This window comes from Levilactobacillus wangkuiensis (assembly GCF_016861605.1).
GTDB classification, from domain to species: domain Bacteria; phylum Bacillota; class Bacilli; order Lactobacillales; family Lactobacillaceae; genus Levilactobacillus; species Levilactobacillus wangkuiensis.
Genome location: NZ_BOLM01000008.1, coordinates 41,808 through 68,340 on the forward strand (window position 1 = coordinate 41,808; position 26,533 = coordinate 68,340).

The window sequence follows — 26,533 nt, forward strand, 5'->3', positions numbered from 1 at the left end:
TTTTCACAATTCTTTACTAATTTCGGTCTAATCCCAGAATATGCTAAAATAGACGTATCTGCATTGGTCGCGTCATCCCCCTGATTGTGGGTGGTGAAAATAATCGAGAGCCGCGGCAACACTTGCTTTTCGTGGCGCCAGACTCAGCTGACCAATGAGCAACTAATTAACTACCAACATGAATTAAACTAAAAAATATAAGGAGGTCGGTTCACCGTGATACTTTTACAAGTGCAACAGGTTACCCGCCGATTCGGCGCCACCGTCCTGTTTGAAAATGTCAGTCTGGATGTCCCCGAACACGGCCGCGTCGCCCTAGTTGGCCGCAACGGTGCCGGGAAGTCTACCCTACTCAAAATGATTGCCGGCGAAACCACCCCGGATGTCGGTCAAATTACTACGAAACGGGGACTTACCCTGGGTTATCAAGCACAAAACGCTGGCTTAGCCTCATCTAAAACGGTCTGGAACGAAATGCTGGACGTCTTCGCCGAGGTCCGGGCGACAGAAAAACGGATTCACGAACTTGAAACGCAAATGAGTGACCCCGCCATTATTGCCGACGAGGAACAGTTTGCCCAAATCAGTGCGACCTATGATCAGCTCCAACAAGATTTTAGCGACCACAACGGCTATGGTTACCAGGCTGAGATTCGTGGCATGCTGCACGGGTTTGAATTTGGCGAAGAATATTACGATAAGCCCATCAATGAACTCTCGGGTGGTCAACGAACCCAATTGGCCCTGGCCAAACTCCTGCTGGAACGGCCTGACTTACTGATTTTGGACGAACCCACGAACCATTTGGACGTTGAAACGTTAACCTGGCTCGAAGGCTACCTCCAAGGTTACTCTGGCGCCATTCTTGTCGTTTCCCATGACCGGTACTTCCTGGATCACGTGGTCAACGACGTCTACGACATGGCGCACGGCGGCCTGGTCCATTATCCCGGCAACTATTCCCACTACATTTCCGCTAAAGCCGAACGGTTGCGGCGCGAATGGAAAGAATACGACAAGCAGCAGTCTGAAATCGGTAAGCTCGAGGACTTTGTGAATAAAAACATCGTCCGGGCTTCGACGACGAAACGGGCCCAGGCCCGGCGGAAACAGCTGGACAAGATGGATCGTATGGAGAAACCTGAGGGCGATGAAAAGGTCGCTCGCTTCACTTTCACTCCGCACCGTCAAAGCGGGAACGTCGTGTTGGACGTGGTCAATGGCGCCGTTGGATACGACCAACAGATTCTCTGCGCCCCGGTCACCCTCGATATCAAGAAACATCAAGCCGTCGCCATCGTCGGCCCCAACGGTATCGGAAAATCCACCTTGTTGAAAACGATCCTGGGTCGCATTCCCGCCATTCAGGGCCAAATCATCTTTGGCACCGGCGTGGATACCGGGTACTACGACCAAGACCAAGCCACGTTGCACGAAAAGAAGACCGTCTTGCACGAACTGTGGGACGACCATCCCACGACCCCCGAAGGCGATATTCGCTCCATCCTTGGCAGCTTCCTGTTTACCGGGAGCGACGTCGACAAGAGCGTTCACAGTCTCAGCGGGGGTGAGCGGGCGCGGCTCCTGCTGACCAAGCTGGCGTTACGGCACGATAACTTTCTGATGCTGGACGAACCAACGAACCATTTGGACATTGACAGCCGTGAGGTCTTGGAAAATGCCCTGAATGAATTCGACGGCACCATCCTTTTCGTTTCCCATGACCGGTACTTCATCAACCAGGTTGCCACGCAAGTCGTTGAATTGGCCCCAACCGGCACGACCCGCTATCTGGGTAACTATGATTATTACATGGAGAAAAAGGCAGAACAGGATGCCTACGCCGCCAAGGAAGCCGCCGAAGCTGAGGAAGCCCACCCAACCGTGACCGCCCCCAAGCAAACGCAGGTCGACTACCAGCAACAAAAGGAGCAGCAGAAGGCCAAGCGGAAATTAAGCCGCCAGGTCGACGCGCTGGAAGCCAAGCTCGGTGACCTCGAACAGCAGAAAACGGCTATCGAAACGGACATGAGCTCGCCGGACAACTTCAATGATGCCGAGAAGCTGGCTGACCTGCAGGCCCAATTGACTGCGGTCACCACCGACCTCGACGCCACCGAAGAGGAATGGACGGAAAAGAGTTTAGCCTTAGAAGATTTTGACGATTAATCAAAAAGCCGTTTCACCCGTTATCCCCTAAGGGACACGGGTGAAACGGTTTTAATTTACTCTTTTATAAAGCGGTGTACCCGCCATCGACGTTAATCGTGGCGCCGGTCACAAATGAGGCCTCGTCACTGGCGATAAAGGCAATGACGTTGGCAATTTCTGCCGGTTCGGCTAACCGACCGATTGGCATCTTACCCACCATCGGGCCAGTCACCTCTGGCGGCAACGTCTTCAGGAGTGGTGTTGCCACGTAGCCCGGTGCCACCGAATTGAACCGGATTCCCTGTTGCGCATAGGTGACTGCCTGGGATTTGGTATAGTTGGCCACACCAGCCTTAGCCGCGGAGTAGGCCTGGGATTTTGCAGCGCCCACGACCCCGAGAATCGAGCTCATGTTGACGACGCTCCCACTCCCCTGCTTCACCATCTGAGCAACGGCGACCTTGTTAGTCAAGACGACCCCGGTCAAATCAATCGCGATAACTTTGTTCCAATTGGCCATATCAATGTCGGCCACACCGGCCTTCTGCTCGGCAACCCCGGCATTGGCCACCAGAATGTCTAGATGACCGTACTGGCTGACCACCTGATCGACCATGGCTTGTAGAGACTGCTCGTCCGTGACGTCCGTCTTGATAAACGCCACGCCCTCATCGGCAGGAGCCGTCACGTCAGCGGACACCGCCGTCGCACCCTCCGCCGTAAACTTTTGAATGGTTGCCAGTCCGATTCCGGACGAGCCACCCGTGACAACGGCTACCTTGTTCTCTAGCTTACCCATGACACATCACTCCTTTGCGTCCAGTATACTGCAATTTATCGTTTAAATGTAAGCGCTTTAGTCGTGCCTCCGGGTGGGGGAAAATAAGACCGGTCCGCGGTGGGCGAACGCCTGGAGCCAAAAAGCGGTCTCCAGACTTACTTTGAGCCGCTGAGAAACGCGTCTCAAAGATATCAGTTTCCTAAGCGGCCAAGCCGCTAAGGGAACTCCCACGGCTAGGCTTATTTTCCCCCACCCTGCGGCTCACTTTGGCTTAGCCCGTCAATACAGAATTCCCGTCACTTCAAAAGGGGCGATTCGCCATAAAAATATCCTTATTAAAAAGTCGTTCCCATAAAAATGGAAACGACCGCGTTATTTATTCTATTTAAATGTGTGCACCCACGCTAATATAACCTTACGCCCCAAAGACGATTAGGACCCAACCACGTCAGACGTCGGATACTGAAAGTTAGCCGACATAATCAGTGTCAGTGACCAGAGGCGGACCAAGGTGCCCAGCTGTGTCGGCGGTCTTGGTTGGGGTTTTTGCCCAACCTAGTCCGCGGGACGATCTTTGAGACCGCCTTTCGGCTCAAAGTCGAGGTTCCAGACCGCCCCTCAGGCTGGAACCGACCCCATAGCAGGGGCACCTTGAGTCCGCCGCCGGGAACGACCAGGACCATGCTCCGGGTATCTTCACTAGTCCGGAGACACCACCAAAACCATTTGCGCCTAGTCAGTAAATGAAATGCCATCGTACGTTAACTGGCAGAACTCGGCGATACGCTGGAAGAATCTCTCCACAACTGGCTGATCAAAGTCACCCCAACGTTTGACCGTAAACCGCATTCGCTTCCCCGAAATCTGATAATTCCAATGACCAACCAACTGGCCGTTGACAATAATGGGGGCCATCAGGATGCCGTTCACGGTCCACATTTTCGACTGCAGTTTCGGGTCGACTAACCAGCCTTTTTGCTGGTAGCCGGTCATCAGTGAACTGAACCGCGGCGCAATCAGCGTGCGGTCGGCCACCTCTGCCGTTATTTCCCGCAATTTTTGGGCCGACACTGCCTGCATCAGCCACAGCGTTTCGCCCGCAACCGTCACGGGCGTCAACTCGGGTTCAACCACACGCCACGCCGGCCGGGCCTTGCCAATCTTAACGCCCGACCATTTGACAAAGTCCGTCAACGTGGCGGGACCGAATCCCGTGAGGTAGCGGCGAATCAGGTCTTGGGTCGCTAGTTGCTGGTCAGTCCGGGTAAAGGCCGGTCGAAACAGGTGAAACTGACTCTGCCCCGGCTGGCCCTGCATCACAGCGCGGCCTTGTGCTTCCAACACTTGGAGAACCGCGTAATCAAAGTTCCGTGAGCGCTTCAAGTCCGGGACCAGTTCAGCCACACAGGCCAGGTAATCCGTCTTGGACAATTCTCGGTGCTGTAGGACCGCCGCAATCTCATCGGCCACGGCGTATACCTGCTCGGACTGTCCTTCAAAATAGGCTTTGGGGAGCCGCTCCGTTTGCCGGGCGTTGATCATCAACTGCCAGTCCGCCGCGGTATAGAGGTGTAGCGTCCATCGTTGCCCCCAGGAGCGAACCAGCTGCCGCGTCTGATACAGTGCCGTCAACTCGACCATACTAGCCTGAGTTTGTAGCGCGACGGTCAGCTCGGCGACCCGCTGATTCTGAGCCTGAATCCCAATCACTTGGGTAAACGGCTGTAAAATTGGCGCATCAACCGTTAACACGCCCTGCTGAAATAACCGGTAAGCCAAAAGTTCTGCTGGCGTCATGGGCATGCTCCCTTCACGGTTGACCTACTTGGCTGAATCAGCCGCCCAGTCGAATTCCAAACTCGGGTCGGCGTTCAACGTGGCGTCAGCGAAGACACCGTGACGGTAGGCCACGTTCGCAAAGGCACCGATCATGGCCGCGTTGTCCCCACACAATTTCAGAGGGGCCTTGACCAAGTGCGTCGTTGGGTTGCTAGCTATGTCACTGGCTAAACGGTCTCGCAGACCATGATTAGCCGCCACCCCACCGGCCAAGATCAGCTGGTGAACGGGGTAATCGGCCAAGGCACGCTGCGTCTTTTCAGCCAAGACATCGACAACGGCCTGCTGGAAACTAGCCGCTAAGTCTTGCTTGCTAAGCGTTTCGCCAATCTGATCAGCGTGGTGGGTCGTGTTGATGAAGGCACTCTTCAACCCACTAAAGCTAAAGTCAAAGTTGTCGTCCTTCTCCATGGCGCGGGGGAAGTTAAACGTGTCGTGGCCTTGGTGCGCCCACTCGTCCACAGTCTTTCCGGCAGGATAGTTGACGCCCATCACCCGGCCAACCTTGTCGTAGGCTTCACCGGCCGCGTCGTCGCGCGTTTCACCGATGATTTCAAATTCATTTTCAGCTGGCATGTAGACCAGTTCCGTGTGACCACCGGAAACCAGTAAGGCCATCGCGGGGAACTCGATCGGTTCCACGTAACGGGCCGCATAGATGTGACCGGCCATGTGGTTGACGGGAATCAGCGGTAAGTTGTGGGCAAAAGCCACCGTCTTGGCCGCCGTGACCCCAATCAACAGGGCACCGACCAGGCCGGGACCGTACGTCACAGCCACGGCATCCAGGTCGTCATACCCAACTTCGGCCTCGGTCAGCGCATCCTTGATGCACAGCGTGACCTCTTCAATATGGTGCCGGCTCGCAACCTCGGGTACCACGCCACCAAAGCGCTGGTGACTCTTAATCTGTGTTGCCACAATGTTTGACAGAATCTTGTGGCCATCCTCAATGACCGCCACACTCGTTTCGTCACAACTTGATTCGAACGCTAAAATTAAATTTCGCTTATCCGTTGGACCCACTCCCTTTTCCGTTATCAATTTTTTTACTAAGTCAATTAAAAAGACGAGTGGCCAAACGCCTACTCGTCTGCGTCCGCAACGGTGTCATCGTTTAAATACAGTTTCATATCCGCTGCGTCTTCGTGGTCGCCTAAATAGTAGCCCCGCTTGATGCCGGTCTGTTCAAAGTCCAAGCCCCGATAGAGGCGTTGGGCATTAGTATTGGAAACGCGGACCTCTAAGCTGACAGACTTATAGTTCAGCTTGCGTGCCTTTTTGATCATGATGGCCAATAAAAACCGCCCAAGTCCCCGGTTCTGGTAGTCCGGTAACACGGCAATATTGGTGATATGGGCGTCTTGGTTCCGTTCGTCAAAGGTACAGCCAATGAAGGCCAGCAACTTATCTTCCTTACGAATAACCAGGTAGAGCCGGTCCTTTTCCCGGCGCAGTTCGTTGGCAAAGGCCGTGGAGTCCCACGGGGCCTTCCCAGCGTAGACGGCCCGTTCAATTTCGATCATTTCGGGAATATCTGTGAAGAGGGCTTTCGCCACAAAATAAGTGACTTCCCGGATGTCTACCCGGTGGTTCTTAACGTCCATGGCCTCCTCACGCACCTGTTCGCGCCGGCTGCCAAATACATTTTTATACCAGACTTTAAATTTTTTCAACATATGAGTCGTTATCCTTTTTATTATTCGGGTTCTTCGCTTGCCATTCTGCTTCAGCCTGCGTCAAACGTAAATAGTTCGGCACAAATCGGTCGACATCCTTGACGGGCGTCATCTCTTGCCCCAGTAAACCAATGGTGGCAACTTGGGGAAGGTTCAACCAGGGGCTGATCTTAGGGGTCGCAGCTGACACGGTCGTGTTAATTAGGTCAGCAAAGTGGCTGGCATCTCCCAGGAACCAAACGGGTTCAGCGTACTCCGTCACAGCCTCTAAGAAACTCGTGATGTTCGTGTGGGCGTCCGCAATCACGGCCGTTGGCACGCCATCTTTAATCCGGTACAACCCAGCGAAGACGTTTTGATTCCGGGCGTCAAATAAAGGCGCTACCAGGGCACCTTCCACCGGCACGTTAGCTGCGAGCGTTGCCAGACTGGAAACGGCCACCAGCTCAATGTCTAGTGTCGACGCGAGCGTCTTGGCGGTCGTCACGGCGATCCGGATGCCCGTGTAGGAACCGGGTCCCGCGGCAACGACGACCCGATCAAGGTCCGTTGGCTTGAGATCCGCCATCCCCAGAAGTCGTTCAATTTCTGGTAAAAGGTACTCCGCGTGTTTTTGATGAACGGTGACCGTGATGGCAGCTAACACCGTGCTGTCATCTAACACGGCGACGCTCAAAGGTCGATTCGATGTATCAATTGCTAAAATCTTCATAATTACTTGCGTTCCCCTTTACTGGACTTCACCAAGCCGGTGAGTTGCCGGGAAGTGAAAAGCGGTGGCCGAACTCGCCCACCGCTAACCATCTGTCTCGGTTGTTGCGCCCGTTTACTGTCTTTATCAGTTTATTATACTACCACAAACGGACGGGCGCGACATCTTCTCTGCTTGAATTTTCTTAAAAAGACTACCGTGTTTGCCACTGAATCGTTGCCTTGGCAGCTAACACGTCGCCACTGTAGATGGCATGTTGACTAACCAACGCGTCATCTGGCTGCCCGTAATCGCTAGTGACTTGCCGGCCGTACGTGACCTCATTTTCATACCGGATCCGAATATCTTTCGGCTGATGCTGGCGTAAAAAGTCTGCCGGCAGGGCATCCAGCATCCACTCGAAGTAATGGGCGTTGTTGACGTGACCGTTTTCATCGATATCAAAGTAACGGACCGTGTAGGGCTTATCCGCCAATGTGGTTTTCTCAGGTAACCGGTCTGGCCGGGGCAACCGGGGTAACCGCACGCTCGGTTCACTCTCGTAAGGCGCCATGACCTCGGCCGGAATCGCCGCAATCTTGCGGGTCGCGTAACTCATAGTTACCCAGATTCCCTCAGCATACGCCAATTGATTGCCGTCGGCGTCGAGTAGCCAGTATTCGCGGTAGGCAAAGTACTTGTTAAACGACGTTGCCCGGGTCTTCAGCGTCACTTGGTCGCCAATTGCTGGCAACTGGGTCACCTGAATATGGTACTGGGTCACGACCCAGCCCACCCCGTGGGATTGCACAAATTCTGTGGTCAAACCCAGAGTGGCATTCTGATCCTCAGAGACCAACACGAAGAGGTCGATCAGCATGGCCAGGGTCAAATGGCCGGTATCGTCTGCTTCATAGTAAACGACACGATGTGGTTCGGTAAATTCATTTGCGGCCACCTAGGTCACTCCTTGTCTAAATGATGATACGTGTTATAGATTGCTTGTTTCTTCACGCCACGCAGGTTGGCGACCTCTTTGATGGCAGCGTTAGGCTTCTCCCCCGCCGCAATCAACCGGTCGACCTGGACCTCGACGGGTTCGCTCAAATCGACCGCCGTCGTTGCCGTCGTGGTGGGCGCGGGATTCCCGCCAACCAACACCACGAATTCTCCTCGGACCGTATCCGTGGCGGCCCATTCAGCCAACTCGGCTAGAGACCCACGGAGAAATTCTTCGTAGCGCTTGGTGAGTTCCCGACAAAGCACGGCGGGCCGGTCATCCCCAAAGCCCGTTGCCAGGTTTTGCAGCGTCTTCTTCAACCGGTGTGGGGCTTCGTAGAAGATCAAGGTTTCTGGACGTTGCGCCAAGCCCTCGATTTCAGACCGTTGATCCTTAGGCTTGCGGTCTAAGAAGCCGTAGAAATAAAATGGTTGTGGCAGTAAACCAGAGGCAATCAACGCGGTTAACCCAGCGTTCGCCCCAGGTAACGGCACTACGGGAATCTGCGCCGCGATACAGGCATTGACCAGCTCGTGACCGGGATCCGAAATAGACGGCATCCCCGCGTCACTGACCTGGGCAATGTCTTGTCCCTGTTGGAGTTTGGCCACCAACTGGGGAATACGTTCCTGCGTATTGTGTTCGTGAAAGCTGATTTGTTTCGTGGTAATTTCAAAATGATTTAATAATTTCTGGGTGTTACGGGTATCCTCGGCGGCAATTAAATCGGCGGCCTTTAGGGTCTTAACCGCCCGAAAAGTCATGTCGTCTAGGTTTCCAATGGGCGTTGGCACCAGGTATAAATGTCCCTGGGCATCGTCCTTAAAACTCCGTGTTCGTTCCATCATGTGGCCTCCTACTGATCGCGGTAAATAACTTCCAGGCAAAAGGCACATTCCTCATCCTGCTTGCGCCGGGTTCCGTAGAATTCCCGGCAAACGTGAAAGCCTTCCTCATAAAGTTTCTCCAGAATCTGTCGCGACTTGGAGAGCCCTTGGGGTGTTTCGGGATCCTCAGGCAATGTCTTCTGTAGCTCCCGCACCAAGTCCCGCAAGTGCTGATTCTCAATTTCTAATTCGGCATTTTGCTCAAACACCTGCGTCATCTGCGTTTGTAAGTCAGAGAATTGGGCGAGCATCTGCTGCAACTGACCCTCAAGACTCTTGAACTGATCATAAACTTCTTCTTTATCCAAAGCTGCCACCCCTCCAATGCTGACTAGTCTTAGCGCATTTGCGCCAGAATCTGTAACGTTAAGGCTTCTAAGATTGCTTGAAAATTCATGTTCCCGGCCAACTGCCCGCGCGTGGCAAGTGTCAGCGTCATGATGGCCACCAGCTGGTCGATGGACAGGCGTTGACCCACCTCACGACTCGCCTGTGCCACTTGCGGATAGGCTAAGTCATCTGGACCGACCGTCCCCGACTGTTGGCGTAAGGCATCGTGCCAGGCCTGAACGACCATGTCTAAGACAATACCTTGCCGATCTCGGTTACTGCCCAGCGGGACCAGGTCCGTTTGCACACGAACAAAGGCCCGCTCATCCTTAGCACAACAGGCGGCTAACCATTGGCCCACCGCCGTCTGTGCGTCCTTTAGCCAGTCATCCGTCGTCAAATCCATGGCGGCACTGACGCTTTCTGTTAAGGTGGTCAACAAGTAGCGTTGACTTGGCGCGACGCCGGCCGTGGCCAGGGCATCCGTCAGGGCTCGTGGCGACACCCGGAGAAAATCAACGACCTGAGTCCGCGACAAAATCGTGGGTAAAATCAGGTTTTTATTGGCCGTCAACAATAACGCCACCGTGTTACCTACGGGTTCTTCAATAAACTTTAACAGGCTATTAGCGGCACCAGTCGTCATGCGGTCGACCTGGTCGACGATGAAGATTTTTTGATTGCCCTCCACCGCACTCTTGGTGAATTCCGCCTTTAAGTAGCGGACTTGGTCGACCTTAATGCGTTGGCCGTCTGGGACCACGCTGACCACGTCGGGATGGTCACCCGCCATGATGCGCCGGCACTCGGCACACGTGCCGCAGGGCAAGCCCTCGGGCGTGACATTTTGGCAAAATAGCCGCATGGCCACGGTCCGCGCAACCGCTTGCCGGCCGGTCCCATCCGCACCATTAAAAAGGTAGGCGTGCGCCAGATGATTGGTTTGAATCAGTTGCATAAAGTGGGTCACGAGTTGCGGCTGAAGCCGTTTGGCCGTGGCGACCACGGATTCTTCGGTCATATTTTCCTCCTAAAACCGGTGGAACTGCTCAACGGGCATCACGAACACCGTGGCGCCGCCGACTTGGACTTCGACCGGGTAAGCGGAAGTACTGTCAAGTTGGGCATCCAGGTTAACGGGTGGCGTCATGAACTGCTGCCGCGTGTGGCTGGCTTCCTTGATCATGTTCAGCACCTCATCCACGCGGTCGTCTTCCAACCCAATCATAAACGTCGTGTTCCCGGACTTTAAGAAGCCGCCGGTCGTGGATAACCGGGTCGCGCGAATATCGTGATCGATAAATTCATTACTGAGACGGTTTGCATCCTTATCTTGGACAATGGCGATTAATAATTTCATAACTGGTTTCCTCCCTCAATGCCGGTGCTAAAAGTAAGCTTGGGCCGTGTGCTTGATGAGTGCCAACGCCTGTTCCACCACAACTTCAGGTGCCTGCGTGGCATCAATCAGTTTGATTCGTTCCGGGTGCGCAGCTTGTAAGCGCAAATAGGCCGCCCGGACCCGGTCATGGAAGGCCGCCTGCTCAACGTCTAACCGGTCGACCTTCTGGGGGTCCCGGTGCGCTTGAATCCGGTGTAGCCCCACCTCAGCGGGAACATCGAAGTACACGGTCAATTCGGGCAACAGCCCGTCCGTGGCAAATTCATTCATTTGGGCAACGGCAGCTTCCCCGATTTCGCGGCCAGCCCCTTGATAGGCAACGGAACTGTCCACGTAACGGTCACACAACACCAATTTGTCGGCAGCTAACGCGGGTAAAATGGTCTCCGCTAAGTGTTGCCGCCGAGCCGCTGCGTACAGTAAGGCTTCCGTGCGATAATCCATCGCCGTGTTGGCGCGGTCTAAAATGATGGCCCGAATACTCTCAGAAATCGGGTTACCCCCGGGTTCTCGCGTAATCGTGAGTCGGTCACCCAACACAGGCGCAATTTGTGCGGTAATGGCCTGCAGCGCGCTAGTTTTCCCGGCGCCGTCGGGTCCTTCAAAACTAATAAACGTTCCTGACAACATACTCGACCCCATTTTTGTTTGATAGGTATATTGTACTTGAATTCAGAATTGATGTCTATTTGCATCGCTAGCTTTCGCCTGTTTCTTACCAAAAGTTCACGACTTGGCGTTGGTGAAAATGGTTCCTCGCTGGTCGTTCCCGCCGGTGGGCTCAAACCGCCCTGCTGTGGGGAACGGCTCCAGCCTGGGAAGCGGTCTTCCGCCTCGCCTTGAAACCTCGCTGTGGTTCGCGAGTTTCCAAGGTCGTCCCGTGCTCTAGACTGAGAAGTTCACTCAGTCAAGACCACCGACACAGCTGGTCAGTTTGGCCCGCCTCTGGTCACTGACACTGCGTGGACCTTTTCACCAACTCCGTCATTCATGGTCACGCACTATGCAAGTCTGACCGACACCAAATTTTTTCTATCGTAGACACCACAACTAGCGAACGCAAAACCAATTCAACCAATTATCCTAACGTTGCTTAAATTTTTTCAACTCACTCTCCTCAATTCTACACGCCCCGTCAACACGAGCGCGTAAAAAAAGACGAAAGCCACAACGCCTTCGTCTTCTCCTTGCTACTTATTAAATTAATCGCGGAACACTGCGGCGGAGATGTGCTTTCCTCTGACGTGACGGCGACGGGCTTCACGGTACAAGAAGAGGTACGTCTGCCGGGCCAGCGCGGTGTTGGCCGTCATTTGATTGTCGGCGTCCGCAATGGCCTCTTCCGTTTGCTTGGCATGGTCCCAACGGTCCTTGGCGTCGTCGATGCTCAACAAAAGTTGTTCATCGTACGCAGCCTTTAACCGTGGGAGTTGCCGTTTCTTTCGTCCAAACACGTGGCAACCCTCCTCTACATTTCCGTTCGGCCTTCAACCGCCTTGAACAGCGTCATTTCATCCGCGTATTCAATATCACTCCCGACGGACAAGCCGTGGGCTAACCGCGTGACCTTGATTCCGGCCGGTTTGATCAACCGTGACAGGTACATGGCCGTGGCTTCACCCTCTGGCGTGGCGTTGGTGGCGATGATAACTTCTTTAATTGACGGATTCTGCTGCAACCGGTTGATGAGGCTGGCAATGTTCAGGTCTTCCGGCCCCTTGCCTTCGATTGGCGACATGACCCCTTGCAAAACGTGGTACAGGCCATGATATTCCTTCATCTTTTCCATCACCATGATGTCCTTGGCCTGTTCGACCACCAAGACGTGCGATTGATCCCGCGTCTTGTCGGTACAGATGACACACGGATCACTCTCGGTAATGTTTCCACAGATGGAACAGAAGTGCAGGTTTTTCTTAGCTGAAATTAAAGCCTTGGAAAACGCCGTGACGTCGTCTTCTTGCATATCAATCGTGAAGAAGGCCAGCCGCGTCGCTGACTTTTGCCCAATACCGGGCAGCTTCATGTAGCTGTCGATCAGTTGGGCAATCGGTTCTGGATACTGCATGGTCACAACGTCCTTTCTAGATTACATCCCGGGAATGTTCATGCCTTGCGTGTATTTGCCCAGGGATTGTTTCGTTGCTGCATCAACTTGGCCCAGGGCGTCGTTAACGGCGGCCAGGACTAAGTCAGCCAACATATCAGGGTCATCGGGATCGATGGCTTCTGGCTTGATGGTCAGGTCGGTCATCTTCCGTTCACCGGTAAAGGTGGCTTGGACCATGCTATCTGGTGAAACGCCGGTAAAGCTTTGGGCGTTCAAGTTGTTTTGGTCCTCTTCCATCTTCTTTTGCATTTGGCGCATTTGTTTCATCATGTTTCCCATATTTCCCATGTTCCGCATCATTAATCATCCTTTCAAGGTTTTAATCATTTTTAACATCAACAACATCTTTACCAAACAGTTCTTCCGCCTTGGTGACGACGGGATTAGGTGCTGGCTTAGCTGGTTCCGGTGACTCAGCGTTATTCTGCAACTCCTCACGATGGTCTGTCAAATAATTCTTTCGAATCGTTGGCCAGTCATCCTTGGGCACGAAAACAACGGGTAACGCCGTCCCAATCATGCGATCCAAGCCGTTTTCCAGGGCGTCGGTCAACTCGTGATCGGTCGTCGCACGCTGGTAAAGGAACGAGTAATCGAAGGCCACAATGACCCCGGAATCCGCCGCCGCTACCGGTTGCGATACCTTCATCACGGCCCGCTGGGTAATAGACAACGTGTCCAGCAGATCTGGCCAAACCTCTTGGAGTTGGTTGAGCTTCTCACGGGTGGCCGACCCCAAAACGGGATAGATCTTCGCGAGATTAACCTCTTTAGCCGGCGCTGCCTTCGTCGTTCGTGGCTTGGCCGCTGCGGGTTTCGCCGCAACCGGTGCTTGTTCCAGTTGCTTGACCGTGTTGCGTAGTTGGTCGACCTCGTGTTGCAGGGACGTCAGTTCGCTTGAACTGGCTGCCGTTTGTGGTACGGCGGATGCCTCAGCCGTTGGTGCTACCGGTTGGGCTGCACCCACCTGCCGGCCAATTTCAGCCAATTTAATGGTCAAAATTTCTAGGTAGACGTCGGGATGGGTCGTGAACCGCATCTGTTGTTGAATGGCGTTTAACTCATTGATCATGGCGTACATGGTCTGTGCTGGCGTTTTCTCAGCCAAAGCCTGGAAGTCCTCGCTCACACTGCCCATCTCGGCCTCTTCAACCAGCTGCGGGGCCTGCTGATAGAGTAACAAATCGCGGGCATAACTGATGACGTCCTCGGTGAACCGCTCGGCATCCTTGCCCGCTTCCAAAACGGATTGGAGCGTGGCTAAGGCCGCCTTGGTATCTCCGGCTAGGACCTGTTGCACGTAGGTTGCCAATAGTTCGTGGGTCACACTCCCCGTCACCAACAACGCGTTATCCAAGGTGATTTCATTGTCCCCAAAGGACAACGCCTGGTCGAGAATACTCAGCGCATCCCGCATACCACCTTCGGCTGCCTTGGCAATCACCTTAACAGCCTGTTCATCGTAGGTGACACCCTTCTGGTCCAAGATATACGTCATCCGGTTGTAACTATCATTGGCCGCAATTCGTTTGAAATCAAATCGTTGGGTCCGCGAAATAATTGTGGCTGGAATCTTGTGGGGTTCCGTGGTGGCTAAGATGAAAATCACGTTAGCCGGTGGCTCTTCCAACGTCTTTAACAGCGCGTTGAACGCCCCCGTCGATAGCATATGAACTTCATCAATAATGTAGACTTTGTAATCGGCCACGGTCGGCGCGTACTTCACCTTATCCCGGATATCCCGAATTTCTTCGACCCCGTTGTTCGAAGCCGCATCGATTTCAATCACATCGTTGAGCGTTCCCTCGGTGATGGCCTTGCAGGTCTCACATTCGTTGCAGGGTTCGCCGTCCGTTTGATGGTGACAGTTGATGGCCTTCGCAAAGATTTTAGCCGCCGAAGTCTTCCCGGTTCCCCGCGGACCAGCAAAGAGGTACGCGTGACTGATTTGGTTGGTCGTAATGGCGTTTTTCAAGGTGCGGGTAATGACTTCTTGCCCGATCATATCCTCGAATCGCTGGGGCCGCCAGACCCGGTAAAGTGCTTGATAAGCCATGCAATCTGTTCCTTTCTTGAAAATATTCATCTGATTAAATGGTCGTTGGTTTTGCCTCCGGGCTGGTGAAAACTGAGCCGTGACGCTGTGGGCGCCCGTCTGGAGCCTGAGAAGCGGTCTCCAGAATTACTTTGAGCCGCTGAGAAACGCGTCTCAAAGATAGCAGTTACCTAAGCGGGAAACCCGCTAAGGTAACTCCCACGGCTGAGCTCATTTTCACCAGCCCTGCGGCGTACATCGACTTAACCCGCTAATCTGTTCACTAGTATTTGTCCGTCTCTGATAGGATTTTCATCAACTCTACCGCCACCTAGAAACCTACTTAGTATCATCAAATTAACCGCAATATTTCTTTACATGTGACGCAAACGTTCTCTTAATTTTACCCATTTTGTTTAAATTCACTGATTAACATTATAGCCTTTTTGACCGGGTCCTGTCACGACTCAAGTCGGAGATTTACCGGAACTTAATGGGCTAAATTTGGACACGAAAAAACTCCCAGTCCACGGACTAGGAGTTGGAATTATCACATAAACTTGAAGCACAAAGCGAAACGAACTTAGTGCTGCTTCCTTCCGGACCTGACACGATTCGTAAGCCCACCCTTGCTCCAAGGCCTTTACGGCAAATACTAGTATATCATGATTTATTCTTGCTGTCTAGCGTCTTGTTAGCTTCTGCGCGTTTGGCCGCTTGCCGAGCCTTCTTCGCCGCCTTCTGCCGCTTGCGGGCCGCCTGGAAGAAGCTGACCATTCGTTCACCAGCATCCTTGGCCAGTAACCCTTCATGGACCGTCACGGTGTGATTCAACCGCGTGTCCGTCAGCGTTTCGTAAAGACTGTCGACCGCGCCCGCCTTCGGATCACGCGCGCCATAAAAGACTTCGGGAATCCGTGAATTAATAATCGCGCCACTACACATCAGACACGGTTCAATCGTCACGTAGAGCTGACAGTCTTCCAGCCGCCAACTCTTCAAGGTCCCACAGGCCTCTTCAATCGCGCGCACCTCGGCGTGCATCGTGGCATCGTTGCCATGCTCACGGAGGTTGTGCCCCCGCCCCACGATGTGATCATCGTGCACAATGACGGCCCCAATCGGGACCTCGCCAATGATGGCGGCCTGATCCGCTTCAAAGAGGGCCTCTTCCATATAGTGACGTTGTAATCCGGTATAATTCTGGTCGCGCACGGGGACCCCTCCTTTCAGCTAATCGGTTGTCAGTGTGCTCTCCAAGATATAGTAGCCTTTATCCTTCTTAATGTTCGTACAGTTACCGAACGTTTCTTTCATGGTCTTCTCAGCCGATGGTGCGCCTTGCTTCTTCTGTAGAACCACGGTCAACGTCCCACCTGGGAGCAAATGCTCCTTGGCCCCGGTCAGCATGGCCGTCACGACCTGTTTACCGGCACGCACGGGCGGGTTCGTAATGATAGCCGCGTAACGCTCCGTGACGTGGGTGTAGACGTCTGAGGTCTTGATTTCCACGTTTTCAATTTGATTGGCAACCGCGTTTTGCCGAGCCAAATCCAAGGCCAATTCATTCACGTCGACCATGGTGACCTGGCGATCAGGCCACTTCTTCGCCAGTGCCAGGCCGATTGGACCATAGCCCGTGCCGAGATCCAACCAAGGGCCAGCTGGCGTCTTGTCGGCGTTAAACGCGTTCAGCAAGGCTCGTGAGCCGTAGTCCACCCGGTTTTTAGAAAAAACACCGTTGTCGGTGGTAAACAACAATTCGTTGCCTAAGAGGGTAAACGGCCAATGATGTTCCTCGTGTAAAACGTCTGGATTTTGTGTATAATAGTGATTAGTCAATTTCTCCGCCACCTTTACTGACTATTTTACCGTAGTTAGTCGTTGGTGGCTAATAAAAAAAGTTTATCAGGTCAGACACTATATTTGGTAGTTATTGTATATTTCAACTACCAAATATAGTGTCTTTTTTGATTGTAATTTTCCATATCTGGTGTACACTGAACACATTGATAATGAATTTTACGAGGAAGTGTCGACCATGAAAGTAACAGTCTATTCAAAGAACAATTGTATGCAGTGCAAGATGACAAAGCGTTTTCTGAGCGAACATAACGTGGATTTTGAAGAACGCAATATTAACCAAAACCCCGAATATGTGACGTACCTCAAGGAGAAGGGCTTCCAAGCTGTTCCCGTCGTTGAAGCACCGGGCATGCCAGCCTTCTACGGCTTCCGTCCGGACCAATTAACGCAAATCGCGGGCTAAGCCTTTTTTAGTTCGGCACAAACCCGTCTTGGCGACGTCGTGTTTGTTCACGGTGTCGCCATTTTTGTTTGAATTTTACGCAAATTAAGAGAAGGAAGAGTTGATCAGTATGCCTTTAAAAGACTTAACCGACGTGACGTATTACGACTTAAATAACGAAATCAACATCCCCGTCGACGGTCAAATTCCGTTGAACAAGGATCAAGAGGCTCTCCAAGCCTTTCTGAAGGAAAACGTGATTCCTAATACCAAAAAGTTTGCCACCTTACAGGACCGCTTTGATTTTTTGATTGCCAACAATTACGTGGAAGAAACCGTCATCGCCGCCTATCCCATGAGCTTTATTGAAGACCTGTACGCCTACCTGCGCGCGCAGAATTTCCATTTCAAATCCTTCATGGCCGCTTATAAGTTCTACGCCCAATACGCCTTGAAGACGGATGACAACGACTACTACTTAGAAAACTTCATCGATCGGGTCGCCATGAACGCCCTGGACTTCGCCGATGGGGACCAACAACTGGCGCATGACCTAGCGAATGAAATCATTCACCAGCGTTACCAACCGGCCACGCCTAGCTTCTTAAACGCTGGTCGTTCTCGCCGGGGCGAACTGGTTTCCTGCTTCCTGATTCAGTCAACCGATGACATGAACACGATTGGCCGAACTATCAACTCAGCCTTACAACTGTCTCGTATCGGTGGTGGGGTCGGCATTAGCCTCTCTAACCTGCGGGGGGCCGGTGATCCCATCAAGCACATCGAGGGCGCTGCGTCCGGGGTCGTGCCCGTCATGAAGTTACTCGAAGACAGTTTCTCCTACTCCAATCAACTAGGCCAACGTCAAGGTGCCGGGGTCGTTTACCTAAGCGTCTTCCATCCAGATATCGTGGCCTTCTTGAGCGCCAAGAAGGAAAACGCCGACGAAAAGATTCGGTTGAAGACGTTATCCTTGGGTATCACCGTGCCCGATAAATTCTACGAACTCTGTGCGGCCGACGCCGATATGTATCTGTTCAGTCCCTACGACGTTGAACGGATCTACGGCAAACCCTTCTCCTACGTGGATATCACCCAGGAATACGACAACATGGTCGCTAACCCCGACATTCATAAGAAGAAACTAAAGGCGCGAGACTTGGAAACGGATATTGGCAAGCTCCAACAGGAATCCGGTTACCCCTACATCGTCAACATTGACACGGCTAACCGTGAGAACCCGATTGACGGGCGCATCGTGATGAGTAATTTATGCTCAGAAATCATGCAGGTCCAAAAACCTTCCACAGTCAACAATCGCCAAGAATACAGCCAGTTGGGGACCGATATTTCCTGCAACCTGGGATCAACCAACATTGTGAACCTCATGGCTGCTCCCGACTTTGGCCATTCCGTCGAAACCATGGTCCGGGCTCTGACCTTTGTCACCGACCACTCCGACATCGACGTGGTGCCTTCTATTCAAAAGGGCAATCAATTGGCCCATACGATTGGTTTGGGCGCCATGGGCCTCCACAGCTACTTTGCCAAGAACCACATGATGTACGGTTCCAAGGACAGCATCGACTTTACCAGCGTTTACTTCATGCTGCTGAACTACTGGACGTTAAAGGCTTCCAACCAAATTGCCAAGGAACGCCACGAAACGTTCTACAACTTTGACAAGAGTGCCTACGCCGATGGCAGTTATTTTGACCGCTACACCACGACCGACTGGCGGCCAGCCAACGCGAAGGTTCAGGAGTTATTCGCCGACGTGTGGCTCCCCTCACCCGAGGACTGGGCAGCCCTGAAGACCGCGGTCATGCAGGATGGTCTGTACCATCAAAACCGAATGGCCGTTGCACCTAACGGGTCCATTTCCTACATCAACGATACGACTGCAAGCCTGCATCCCATCATCAATCGGATCGAAGAACGCCAGGAAAAGACGATTGGGAAGATCTACTACCCAGCGCCATACCTCAGCAATGACACCATGCCGTACTACAAGTCCGCGTACGACACCGACATGCGCCGAGTCATTGACGTTTACGCTGCCGCTCAGAAACATGTGGATCAAGGGATGAGCCTGACACTGTTCATGCGTTCCACGATGCCAACTGGCCTGTACGAATGGAAGAATGGCCGGACGGATAAGATGACCACGCGGGATCTAAGTATTCTGCGGAACTACGCTTACCACAAGGGAATCAAGTCCCTCTACTACGTTCGGACCTTCACCGACGACAACAACGAAGTCGGCGCCAACCAGTGTGAAAGCTGTGTCATTTAGACCGGCCCACCGACTTGTTTTGGGAACAAACAGACGCACACTAAAAGGAGTGCCCGCACATGGCAAGAACTGAAAATTATAACGCAATCAACTGGAACCAGGTCTCCGATGAGATCGACAAGGCCACCTGGGAAAAATTAACGGAACAATTCTGGTTAGACACCCGGATTCCCGTCTCCAATGACTTGGACGACTGGCGGACGTTAGACACCGACCACAAGTGGGTCGTGGGCCACGTCTTTGGGGGCTTGACCCTCTTGGACACCCTGCAGTCTCAGGACGGGATGGCAGCCCTCCGCCGCGATGTCCGGACGCCCCACGAAACGGCGGTTTTGAACAACATTCAATTCATGGAATCCGTTCACGCTAAGAGTTATTCAACGATTTTTTCCACGCTGAACACGCCGGACGAAATTGATGAAATTTTCCAATGGAGTGATTCGGAAGAATTTTTACAAAATAAAACCAAGCGCATCTATGACCTGTACCACGACGATGAGCATCCCCTGAAGAAAAAAATCTCCAGCGTGTTCTTGGAAACCTTCCTGTTCTACTCTGGCTTCTTCACCCCGCTCTACTACCTGGGGCACAACAAGCTGAACAATGTCGCCGAAATTATCAAATTGATTTTGCGGGACGAATCGGTTCACGGCACCTACATTGGCTACAAGTTCCAGTTGGGGATGAAAGAGCTGACCGACAATGAGCAGCAACAGATGAAGGACTGGATGTACGACTTCTTGTACAAACTGTACGCCAACGAAGAACAATATACCCACACGTTATACGACCAAATCGGCTGGTCCGACAAGGTCTTGACCTTCATCCGCTACAACGCCAACAAGGCACTGATGAACCTCGGCCAGGATCCGCTCTTCCCCGACACGGCCGAAGACGTCGACCCCGTGGTCATGAACGGAATTTCTACGTCGACCGCCAATCACGACTTCTTCTCCCAAGTCGGCAACGGCTACCTGTTAGGGAACGTTGAAGCCATGAGCAACGACGACTACAACATTGGCGAACCTGCCGACCCAGACGATTCTCAACATTAAATTAACGCCGAAACAGGCAACGCACAGCCCTCAAGGGTTGGCGTTGCCTGTTTTTTTGCGCTTGAATTTCAAGTAAATCATGACGATTTGACGACTTGGAAATAAATATTTCAATCACGTAAATAACGGTTTTTATACGAATTCACATCGGTCGCTTATGGTACACCCCCAGTTAATTTTATACCCGTTATTTGCTTGTAATCTCGGTAGATTGGCGTAAGATTCAACCTAACCCGAAAAATGTGGGTACCAAAAAGTCTGGCAATTTCTCACCAGACCTCTGATAGTGATTAAGCTTCACTGTCATCCTTTAAAAATTTCGCCGACGCAAAAGCCGGTGCCGGATAACTGTAAAATCCCTGATTACTTTCCTGACCCAGTTTATTTTGATCAATCATTTCTGACTTGATTTTGTGGGCGACGTCAACCAGCGTGCCCTTTCCTGGCTCCGTGCTGGCCGCTAGCATGATGTTGTAAGCTGTCCGTAACCCAATCTCATCCAGGATGCCAAAGGGTCCCATGGGCGCACCCGTGGCCACCATCCAGGCCCGGTCAATCGTTTGTGGATCAGCGACGCCATGGACCCATAAGACCAAGGCCGCATCGACGAAGGGAATCAAAATCGTATTGAGAATGTAGGCGGGCTGCTCCTTGTGTAGCTGAATAACGACCATCCCAATCTGCCGGGCGAACGCCACGACCTGTTGGTAGACCTCAGACGACGTGCCCCGGTGGCCCATGACCTCCGCCATGTTGTTTTCCCACACGTGATTGGCAAAATGTAGCGCCAAGAACTGGGCGGGCCGCCCGGTAATGGCTGCAAATTGACTGGGTACCATTGTTGAGGAGTTCGTCGCAAAGATGGTGCGGGCCGGCGCGACCTTGGCCAGTGCCGCATAAAATTCGTTCTTAATGGCCACAACTTCGGGCACCGCCTCAATCACCAGGTCCGCGTCCTCCACTGCCGTCTCCAGGTCGGTCGCAAAGGCCAATCGCTCATTTGTGTCATGAATCACGGCTGGCGTGGCATTCATTTCCTGGGCATAGGCCTGGTCCCAGGTGGCAATACGCCGCTTGGCCGCCGCGATAGCCGCTGCATTCAGATCATAGATGGTCACCTGAAACCCACTGTAGGCTGTTTGGTAGGCAATCTGACTGCCCAGGGTCCCACCACCGGCGACGACAATTCTTTTAAACGCCATATTGTTCATCCTCCTTAACACCGACTCATTTCGATTACCCCTAGCTTACTCAGCGAGCCAGCCGGCGGCAATCAAAACTAAGGTGTTAAGGTCAGTCATTAACTAAGTGACTTTATTCGCCAGGTTGGAACCATTTTGCGGTATAATTATTTAGACTAAAAACTTTGGGGGTAATCCTATGCCAACTATTAAAAATGTGTGTGTCTTCTGTGGCTCCAACCACGGCTACAATCCGAATTTTCTAAAAGAAACCAATGCGCTGGGCCAATACTTGGCCGACAATCACCACCCGCTGGTTTACGGTGGCGGTAAGGAAGGCCTCATGGGCGCCATTGCCACCGCCACCATGGACGCTGGCGGCGAGGTCATCGGGATCATCCCAACCTTTCTAAGCGAAATGGGCCTGGCCAAAACGGATATCACCACGCTGCTTGAGACCAGCACCATGGACGAACGCAAGGATGAAATGATGCGCCAATCCGATGCCTTTATCGTGCTCCCTGGTGGTTTTGGCACCTTTGAGGAATTCACGACCATGCTCTCCTGGAGTCAAATCAACGTCCACCAGAAACCCATCGCCCTCTTCAACATCGACCACTACTATGATCAACTCGTAGCCATGATGCAGAAGAGCTGTGATGAAGGCTTTGCGCCACAAGAAAATATGAACCTTTTCATCGATGCCGCCACGATCGACGACATGTTTACCGGTTTTGCCAATTTCAAACACCAATTACCATTCAAATACACGAACTAGACGAAAGACGCCACGACCCGCAAGAATCTGCCAGCCGTGGCGCCTTTTTTAATCATGATTTTGCCAGTGAATCTCATCCGTGACCCAGCTGCTCAACCAGCGTGGCGCTAGTCGTGGCAGCGGTGTCGTCGGTTGATTGATCACCAGGACCAGTTGGAGCATGGTAAAGATCAACGATTGCCGGCGACGGTAAGCCAAATATTTTGGCTGCCAGTCCGTCACGTATTTTTCTTTATACGCCCGCAAGCCTTGGAAACTGTAGAAGTTCGAGCCGTACTCGTAGATTAAGTGCGCCGCCCGTTCCTCAATGAAGCTAAATTCAGAGACCCCCACGTTTGCCAGGGGCGCCATCCCCAAATTAAAGCTGGCGTAGCCCTGATCACGACAGGTCTCAAATAGGTAGACGAAGAGGCCGTCCATAATCCCCGAAGGCGCATCTCGCCGGGCACGCATCAGGTCGATCGACGTCATCTGTTGGTCGCCGGTCGGCATCAGATTGGCAAAGGCCACCAGCGTTCCTTCAGCGTCGACCACTACGGCGACCGGTGCTTCGTTCAGGTATTCTCGATCAAAGTAACCCATCGAGAAGCCCTTTTCCGTTTCGTCACCCAGCCAGGAATCGGAAATTGTCTTTAACGCCTGGTATTGGTCCTCGCTCAGTGGCGGTTGCAGGAGGTCAAAGCGATACCCCTCCCGCTTAAACTTGTTGATCAGTGCGCGTTCACCACGGTGGGCCTTCCCCGCCAAGGTAAAGTCCTGTAAGCGAACATGGCCCTCTTCACCGACCTTAATGAAGTCAAAGCCCATTTCATGGAGACGCAGCGTCAGTGTTTCACTAATTTCATAGAAGACCGGCCGTAAACCTGCTTGATTGGCATCGTGCATAAAGGCTTGCAGGGCCGGTGCCAATTTATCTTGATTGCCAATGGGTTCGCCCATCACCAGTAACTTGTCCGCCTTCTGTCGGTAAAGCAGGAAGAGTTGATCAACGCCGGCCTCCTGGTAGAAGTACGCGCGTTTATCCCGCAGAAAGGCCAGATGACTGACCTCATTGCCGCCAAACTGACGAATCACGTTCCGCATTCTCGGGGCATCGTAAGGCGCCTGAAGCCACTGGGGCTTGCCAGCTGCTAGGTACCGGAAGATGCCTAACAGAATCAGTAGGGCCACCAACAGGCTTCCTAAACCAGTCAACCAAACCTGCGTGGATGGTAAGAGCCACGATTCCGGTAAAAATGGCCGATGATGGTGACTGGGGAAGCTGGAGATACCAATGATCGTGTACACCACAAAGGTCCCCATGTAGATGGCCCCGTCCACCAGAAGTCCACCCCAGGAGTAGTGAAAGCTGGTACGGTACAGCTCTGGTCGCGCAAAGAGCAGGCAGGCCAACACTAGCCCTAGCAAAATCGCCAGGCCAACCGGAAAGTTCTCCCGCCACAGCGTGTTACCAATGGCTACGACCAACACCACTAGCGTTGGCCAGTAGGCGCGTTTGACCCGTGCACCCACACCACGGGCCAGGCCAATCAACAGGAAGGCCATCACGATGTTGGTAATCTGACTCAAGAAATAAAACATGTACGGCACTAATCGCAGGTAAAAATGATTGGCCAAAACCACGTCGGGAATGGTCGCAAATAAGAGCATCATGACCCCGGAAAAATACATAAAGGTCGTCACAAATAAGTGTGCCGCTCGCCGGAACGTGGCTACCGGTAAGCCATTTAAGAATTCATTCAGTCGGTGCCCAACGTCGTGGATGAAGAAGCCCACGCCGACGCCAAACGGTAAGAGGTAGTAAAAGAGCCGGTAGAGCAACAACCAGCCCGTGGCATCCGCCCGACTGACGCCCAGAAAACCCAGGCCAATAATCATGAAGACATCAAAGGAACCCAGTCCCCCAGGAATCATGGAAACGACCCCGGCGACCGAAGCCACCACAAACATCGGAAAGACCGCGGCCAGCGGAATGGGCAACCGCAAGGCCCAACCGATCAACAAGAAGAAAAGCGCACAGCTCCCCCACTCTAGACTGGACCCTAAGATCAGTTTGAATTCACGACGTAGCGTGAGGTCCTTAAAGAACTCCCCATCGCTGACACGGGTGAAGATAAAAATTCCCGGGAAATAGAGTCCCCCGCCTAGTAACCAGAACCAGTACCCCCGAAATGGTTGACCCACATCAAAGCCGAATAGCAAAATTAACGCGACCCAACAAGATAGCGACAGCCCCGCCAATAGGAACAAAGCAATCTTGGAGATGGCATACACCACCTGCTTTTTCGTCGCTGATTTGGCATAAAAGTTGGCGCGGAGACTGGCTCCCAGCAAGCCCCCCATGCCGGCTAAATTCGTAAACGTATTGGTGGTCCACCCGCTGCGAATCACGTAGCCCCGCGAAAACTTCCCCGGGAGGAATTCCACAATCGTAAAATCATAGACCAGCATTGGTAAGACGGCCACGAATCCCCCTACCAGTAACAGGAGAAAGGTCCCCGTATCTAGTGTCGCCAGCTCCGCCCGCAGTTGTTCCCCGTTAACTTCGCGCGCTACCCTGCCGACCATTTGAATCACAAAAATCAAAATTGAAAATATAAAGAGCCCCTTGATCAGGGTCAAATGTTTCTGAATTCGCCCCCACAATCGTTTCCCCATAGTCGCTTACCTCCCCGTAGTTCTTCATTATCGCAACCAATTCGATGAAGAACAATTGTTAACCTGTACAAAGCGCTGGTTAATTTAACAACCTAACAGCTTCTCATTAGTACCCAGCATAGCAAAAAAGAGCAAGCCTCGACCAGTGTTTGTGGCGGGCTTACTCTAAATTTAAGGCTTTAATTATCAAATAACTATTTATTTCGCATGATACGGGTGATCCTTCATGACTTGTGCGTAGTGTCGCAGCTCATCACCTCACCTGACAGACCGTGAGTCTTTCCTGTCACCACAAAATTTGGATACAAAAAAACCGTCACCCGAGGGCAACGGTTTCTCATTTCGTAAGTGAAGATGATTACTTAAGAGTAACCACACCACCAACGGCTTCAAGCTTTTCCTTGATGTCGTTGGCTTCGTCTTCAGTAGCGCCTTCCTTGATGACAGATGGTACGTTGTCAACGAGGCCCTTAGCGTCCTTCAAACCTAAACCAGTGATTTCACGGACAGCCTTGATGGCCTTAACCTTGGCGTCACCAGATTCAGTTAATTCAACGTCGAATGAATCCTTGGCAGCAGCGTCGCCACCAGCAGCACCGGCTGCAGCAACTGGGGCAGCAGCGGATACGCCGAATTCGTCTTCGATACCCTTAACTAAGTCGTTAAGGTCAGTAATGGATGCTTCTTTAAGAGAAGCGATGATAGCATCTTTATCAAAAGCCATGTTATTTTCCTCCAATAATTGGGTTTTATTTTTTATGTTTCAAATTGAATCAGGAACTTAGGCTGCGTCGCCTTCGTCACCCTTTTCAGCAATAGCCTTAACAGCGTAAGCCACGTTCCGTACTGGTGCTTGTAAGACATTAGCCAGCATAGAGAGCAGGTCTTCACGACTAGGCAAGCTTGCGTAAGTGTTGATTTCGTCAACGGAGACAATCTTGTCTTCGATGAAACCACCCTTGATTTCAAGGTCGTCAACGCTGTCAGCAAACTTCTTCAAAACCTTAGCTGGGGCAATTGCATCATCGTTAGAAAATGCAACGGCAGTAGGACCAGCGAAAAGATCATTCAGACCTTCGTAACCAGCCTTTTCAGCAGCCCGAACCAAAATTTTGTTCTTGATAACGTTCATTTGAACGCCGGCGTCACGCAATTGCTTCCGTAAGTCAGTTGCTTCTTCAACAGTTAAACCACGGTAGTCAACAACGATAGCACTGGTGGCGTTGTTGAATTTTTCAACAACCTCATCAACCTTTTTAGCTTTAATTGCAATAGCTTGTTCACTCAAATTAATTCACCTCCCGGAGTAGTTTGGTGGGATAAAAAAATCCCCATGTCACCAAGACATAAGGAGTCAAAAGTTTAAGTAAACTTCTTCCTCGGCAGGAAATTAAGACCATTAGGCCACCTGA

The 26,533-nt window shown here is 52.3% G+C and carries 26 protein-coding genes, 1 other RNA gene and 1 other annotated feature (1 of these 28 running past the window's edge); of the genes, 5 read left to right on the top strand and 22 right to left on the bottom strand.

Annotated elements, in window-relative coordinates:
• Window positions 1-216 precede the first annotated feature (216 nt).
• On the top strand, window positions 217-2,169 hold the full coding sequence (locus tag JUF13_RS07655; RefSeq protein WP_203638946.1) for an ABC-F family ATP-binding cassette domain-containing protein: 1,953 nt from the start codon (window positions 217-219) through the stop codon (window positions 2,167-2,169).
• A gap of 64 nt (window positions 2,170-2,233) precedes the next feature.
• On the opposite strand, the gene JUF13_RS07660 is transcribed toward JUF13_RS07655, so the two are convergent.
• From JUF13_RS07660 to JUF13_RS07745, 18 genes are all read right to left on the bottom strand, one after another.
• Complete coding sequence (locus tag JUF13_RS07660) at window positions 2,234-2,950, bottom strand: SDR family NAD(P)-dependent oxidoreductase (RefSeq protein WP_203638948.1); 717 nt, start codon at window positions 2,948-2,950, stop codon at window positions 2,234-2,236.
• Between the two features lie 714 nt (window positions 2,951-3,664).
• A complete protein-coding gene (locus tag JUF13_RS07665; protein ID WP_203638950.1) occupies window positions 3,665-4,729 on the bottom strand; it encodes a winged helix DNA-binding domain-containing protein in 1,065 nt (354 codons plus the stop codon).
• A gap of 24 nt (window positions 4,730-4,753) precedes the next feature.
• Window positions 4,754-5,797 carry a tRNA (adenosine(37)-N6)-threonylcarbamoyltransferase complex transferase subunit TsaD gene (tsaD, locus tag JUF13_RS07670; protein ID WP_203638952.1) on the bottom strand — a complete coding sequence of 348 codons (1,044 nt, stop codon included), beginning with the start codon at window positions 5,795-5,797 and terminating at the stop codon, window positions 4,754-4,756.
• A gap of 59 nt (window positions 5,798-5,856) precedes the next feature.
• Window positions 5,857-6,450, bottom strand: coding sequence for a ribosomal protein S18-alanine N-acetyltransferase (gene rimI, locus JUF13_RS07675; protein ID WP_203638954.1), 594 nt, complete (start codon window positions 6,448-6,450; stop codon window positions 5,857-5,859).
• Complete coding sequence (tsaB, locus tag JUF13_RS07680; protein WP_203638955.1) at window positions 6,434-7,162, bottom strand: tRNA (adenosine(37)-N6)-threonylcarbamoyltransferase complex dimerization subunit type 1 TsaB; 729 nt, start codon at window positions 7,160-7,162, stop codon at window positions 6,434-6,436. Before tsaB ends, rimI begins: the two co-directional genes overlap by 17 nt.
• 193 nt (window positions 7,163-7,355) lie before the next feature.
• The gene (locus tag JUF13_RS07685) at window positions 7,356-8,099 is read right to left on the bottom strand and encodes an acyl-[acyl-carrier-protein] thioesterase (RefSeq protein WP_203638956.1); all 744 of its coding nucleotides are present in this window, start codon (window positions 8,097-8,099) and stop codon (window positions 7,356-7,358) included.
• Between the two features lie 5 nt (window positions 8,100-8,104).
• On the bottom strand, window positions 8,105-8,986 hold the full coding sequence (gene rsmI / locus JUF13_RS07690) for a 16S rRNA (cytidine(1402)-2'-O)-methyltransferase (RefSeq protein ID WP_125765704.1): 882 nt from the start codon (window positions 8,984-8,986) through the stop codon (window positions 8,105-8,107).
• 11 nt (window positions 8,987-8,997) lie between these two features.
• On the bottom strand, window positions 8,998-9,336 hold the full coding sequence (locus JUF13_RS07695) for a DNA replication initiation control protein YabA (protein WP_125765703.1): 339 nt from the start codon (window positions 9,334-9,336) through the stop codon (window positions 8,998-9,000).
• Window positions 9,337-9,365: 29 nt separating this feature from the next.
• A complete protein-coding gene (gene holB / locus JUF13_RS07700; protein WP_203638957.1) occupies window positions 9,366-10,379 on the bottom strand; it encodes a DNA polymerase III subunit delta' in 1,014 nt (337 codons plus the stop codon).
• A 9-nt stretch (window positions 10,380-10,388) separates the two neighbouring features.
• On the bottom strand, window positions 10,389-10,718 hold the full coding sequence (gene darA, locus JUF13_RS07705) for a cyclic di-AMP receptor DarA (protein WP_203638958.1): 330 nt from the start codon (window positions 10,716-10,718) through the stop codon (window positions 10,389-10,391).
• A gap of 27 nt (window positions 10,719-10,745) precedes the next feature.
• Window positions 10,746-11,390, bottom strand: coding sequence for a dTMP kinase (tmk, locus tag JUF13_RS07710; RefSeq protein ID WP_203638959.1), 645 nt, complete (start codon window positions 11,388-11,390; stop codon window positions 10,746-10,748).
• Window positions 11,391-11,962: 572 nt separating this feature from the next.
• Window positions 11,963-12,214, bottom strand: a complete 252-nt coding sequence (locus JUF13_RS07715) for a YaaL family protein (RefSeq protein ID WP_125765700.1) — start codon at window positions 12,212-12,214, stop codon at window positions 11,963-11,965.
• A 14-nt stretch (window positions 12,215-12,228) separates the two neighbouring features.
• Entirely contained in the window at window positions 12,229-12,828 is a 600-nt protein-coding gene (gene recR, locus JUF13_RS07720; protein ID WP_125765699.1) for a recombination mediator RecR, read from the bottom strand.
• Window positions 12,829-12,849: 21 nt separating this feature from the next.
• Window positions 12,850-13,170 (bottom strand): YbaB/EbfC family nucleoid-associated protein, encoded by a 321-nt coding sequence (locus JUF13_RS07725; RefSeq protein WP_191988081.1) that lies wholly within the window; start codon window positions 13,168-13,170, stop codon window positions 12,850-12,852.
• A 19-nt stretch (window positions 13,171-13,189) separates the two neighbouring features.
• Window positions 13,190-14,926, bottom strand: a complete 1,737-nt coding sequence (gene dnaX, locus JUF13_RS07730) for a DNA polymerase III subunit gamma/tau (protein WP_203638960.1) — start codon at window positions 14,924-14,926, stop codon at window positions 13,190-13,192.
• Between the two features lie 533 nt (window positions 14,927-15,459).
• An RNA gene (gene ffs, locus JUF13_RS07735) (signal recognition particle sRNA small type) lies at window positions 15,460-15,546 on the bottom strand.
• 22 nt (window positions 15,547-15,568) lie between these two features.
• The gene (locus tag JUF13_RS07740) at window positions 15,569-16,081 is read right to left on the bottom strand and encodes a nucleoside deaminase (protein WP_164511380.1); all 513 of its coding nucleotides are present in this window, start codon (window positions 16,079-16,081) and stop codon (window positions 15,569-15,571) included.
• Between the two features lie 57 nt (window positions 16,082-16,138).
• Complete coding sequence (locus tag JUF13_RS07745; RefSeq protein ID WP_203638962.1) at window positions 16,139-16,747, bottom strand: class I SAM-dependent methyltransferase; 609 nt, start codon at window positions 16,745-16,747, stop codon at window positions 16,139-16,141.
• Window positions 16,748-16,946: 199 nt separating this feature from the next.
• Here JUF13_RS07745 and nrdH point away from each other — a divergent pair, with 199 nt between their 5' ends.
• From nrdH to nrdF, 3 genes are all read left to right on the top strand, one after another.
• Entirely contained in the window at window positions 16,947-17,174 is a 228-nt protein-coding gene (gene nrdH, locus JUF13_RS07750) for a glutaredoxin-like protein NrdH (RefSeq protein ID WP_203638964.1), read from the top strand.
• A gap of 109 nt (window positions 17,175-17,283) precedes the next feature.
• Window positions 17,284-19,449: a class 1b ribonucleoside-diphosphate reductase subunit alpha gene (gene nrdE, locus JUF13_RS07755; RefSeq protein ID WP_203638966.1), complete on the top strand. Its 2,166-nt coding sequence runs from the start codon at window positions 17,284-17,286 to the stop codon at window positions 19,447-19,449.
• Between the two features lie 59 nt (window positions 19,450-19,508).
• A complete protein-coding gene (nrdF, locus tag JUF13_RS07760; protein ID WP_125765692.1) occupies window positions 19,509-20,504 on the top strand; it encodes a class 1b ribonucleoside-diphosphate reductase subunit beta in 996 nt (331 codons plus the stop codon).
• Between the two features lie 290 nt (window positions 20,505-20,794).
• Here the strand turns inward: nrdF and JUF13_RS07765 are convergent, their stop codons facing one another.
• Window positions 20,795-21,706 carry a 3-hydroxyacyl-CoA dehydrogenase gene (locus JUF13_RS07765; protein WP_203638968.1) on the bottom strand — a complete coding sequence of 304 codons (912 nt, stop codon included), beginning with the start codon at window positions 21,704-21,706 and terminating at the stop codon, window positions 20,795-20,797.
• Window positions 21,707-21,884: 178 nt separating this feature from the next.
• Here JUF13_RS07765 and JUF13_RS07770 point away from each other — a divergent pair, with 178 nt between their 5' ends.
• Entirely contained in the window at window positions 21,885-22,463 is a 579-nt protein-coding gene (locus tag JUF13_RS07770) for an LOG family protein (protein WP_203638970.1), read from the top strand.
• A gap of 48 nt (window positions 22,464-22,511) precedes the next feature.
• Here the strand turns inward: JUF13_RS07770 and mprF are convergent, their stop codons facing one another.
• The 3 genes from mprF to rplJ all read right to left on the bottom strand — a co-directional run bounded on the left by mprF (window position 22,512) and on the right by rplJ (window position 26,409).
• Window positions 22,512-25,121 carry a bifunctional lysylphosphatidylglycerol flippase/synthetase MprF gene (gene mprF, locus JUF13_RS07775; protein WP_203638973.1) on the bottom strand — a complete coding sequence of 870 codons (2,610 nt, stop codon included), beginning with the start codon at window positions 25,119-25,121 and terminating at the stop codon, window positions 22,512-22,514.
• Window positions 25,122-25,479: 358 nt separating this feature from the next.
• On the bottom strand, window positions 25,480-25,845 hold the full coding sequence (rplL, locus tag JUF13_RS07780) for a 50S ribosomal protein L7/L12 (protein ID WP_125765686.1): 366 nt from the start codon (window positions 25,843-25,845) through the stop codon (window positions 25,480-25,482).
• A gap of 57 nt (window positions 25,846-25,902) precedes the next feature.
• Entirely contained in the window at window positions 25,903-26,409 is a 507-nt protein-coding gene (rplJ, locus tag JUF13_RS07785; RefSeq protein ID WP_125765685.1) for a 50S ribosomal protein L10, read from the bottom strand.
• A gap of 25 nt (window positions 26,410-26,434) precedes the next feature.
• Window positions 26,435-26,533, bottom strand: a sequence feature (ribosomal protein L10 leader region); it runs 26 nt beyond the window's last position.

Excerpts from the sequence above, each read along its gene's own strand:
- holB (WP_203638957.1), bottom strand. The coding sequence starts at position 10,379 with ATGACCGAAGAATCCGTGGTCGCCACGGCCAAACGGCTTCAGCCGCAA.
- JUF13_RS07770 (WP_203638970.1), top strand. The coding sequence starts at position 21,885 with ATGCCAACTATTAAAAATGTGTGTGTCTTCTGTGGCTCCAACCACGGC.
- JUF13_RS07665 (WP_203638950.1), bottom strand. The coding sequence starts at position 4,729 with ATGACGCCAGCAGAACTTTTGGCTTACCGGTTATTTCAGCAGGGCGTG.
- JUF13_RS07660 (WP_203638948.1), bottom strand. The coding sequence starts at position 2,950 with ATGGGTAAGCTAGAGAACAAGGTAGCCGTTGTCACGGGTGGCTCGTCC.
- rimI (WP_203638954.1), bottom strand. The coding sequence starts at position 6,450 with ATGTTGAAAAAATTTAAAGTCTGGTATAAAAATGTATTTGGCAGCCGG.
- rplL (WP_125765686.1), bottom strand. The coding sequence starts at position 25,845 with ATGGCTTTTGATAAAGATGCTATCATCGCTTCTCTTAAAGAAGCATCC.
- darA (WP_203638958.1), bottom strand. The coding sequence starts at position 10,718 with ATGAAATTATTAATCGCCATTGTCCAAGATAAGGATGCAAACCGTCTC.
- nrdH (WP_203638964.1), top strand. The coding sequence starts at position 16,947 with ATGAAAGTAACAGTCTATTCAAAGAACAATTGTATGCAGTGCAAGATG.
- nrdF (WP_125765692.1), top strand. The coding sequence starts at position 19,509 with ATGGCAAGAACTGAAAATTATAACGCAATCAACTGGAACCAGGTCTCC.
- JUF13_RS07765 (WP_203638968.1), bottom strand. The coding sequence starts at position 21,706 with ATGGCGTTTAAAAGAATTGTCGTCGCCGGTGGTGGGACCCTGGGCAGT.
- mprF (WP_203638973.1), bottom strand. The coding sequence starts at position 25,121 with ATGGGGAAACGATTGTGGGGGCGAATTCAGAAACATTTGACCCTGATC.
- JUF13_RS07740 (WP_164511380.1), bottom strand. The coding sequence starts at position 16,081 with ATGGAAGAGGCCCTCTTTGAAGCGGATCAGGCCGCCATCATTGGCGAG.
- tsaB (WP_203638955.1), bottom strand. The coding sequence starts at position 7,162 with ATGAAGATTTTAGCAATTGATACATCGAATCGACCTTTGAGCGTCGCC.
- recR (WP_125765699.1), bottom strand. The coding sequence starts at position 12,828 with ATGCAGTATCCAGAACCGATTGCCCAACTGATCGACAGCTACATGAAG.
- tmk (WP_203638959.1), bottom strand. The coding sequence starts at position 11,390 with ATGTTGTCAGGAACGTTTATTAGTTTTGAAGGACCCGACGGCGCCGGG.
- JUF13_RS07725 (WP_191988081.1), bottom strand. The coding sequence starts at position 13,170 with ATGATGCGGAACATGGGAAATATGGGAAACATGATGAAACAAATGCGC.
- dnaX (WP_203638960.1), bottom strand. The coding sequence starts at position 14,926 with ATGGCTTATCAAGCACTTTACCGGGTCTGGCGGCCCCAGCGATTCGAG.
- rsmI (WP_125765704.1), bottom strand. The coding sequence starts at position 8,986 with ATGGAACGAACACGGAGTTTTAAGGACGATGCCCAGGGACATTTATAC.
- nrdE (WP_203638966.1), top strand. The coding sequence starts at position 17,284 with ATGCCTTTAAAAGACTTAACCGACGTGACGTATTACGACTTAAATAAC.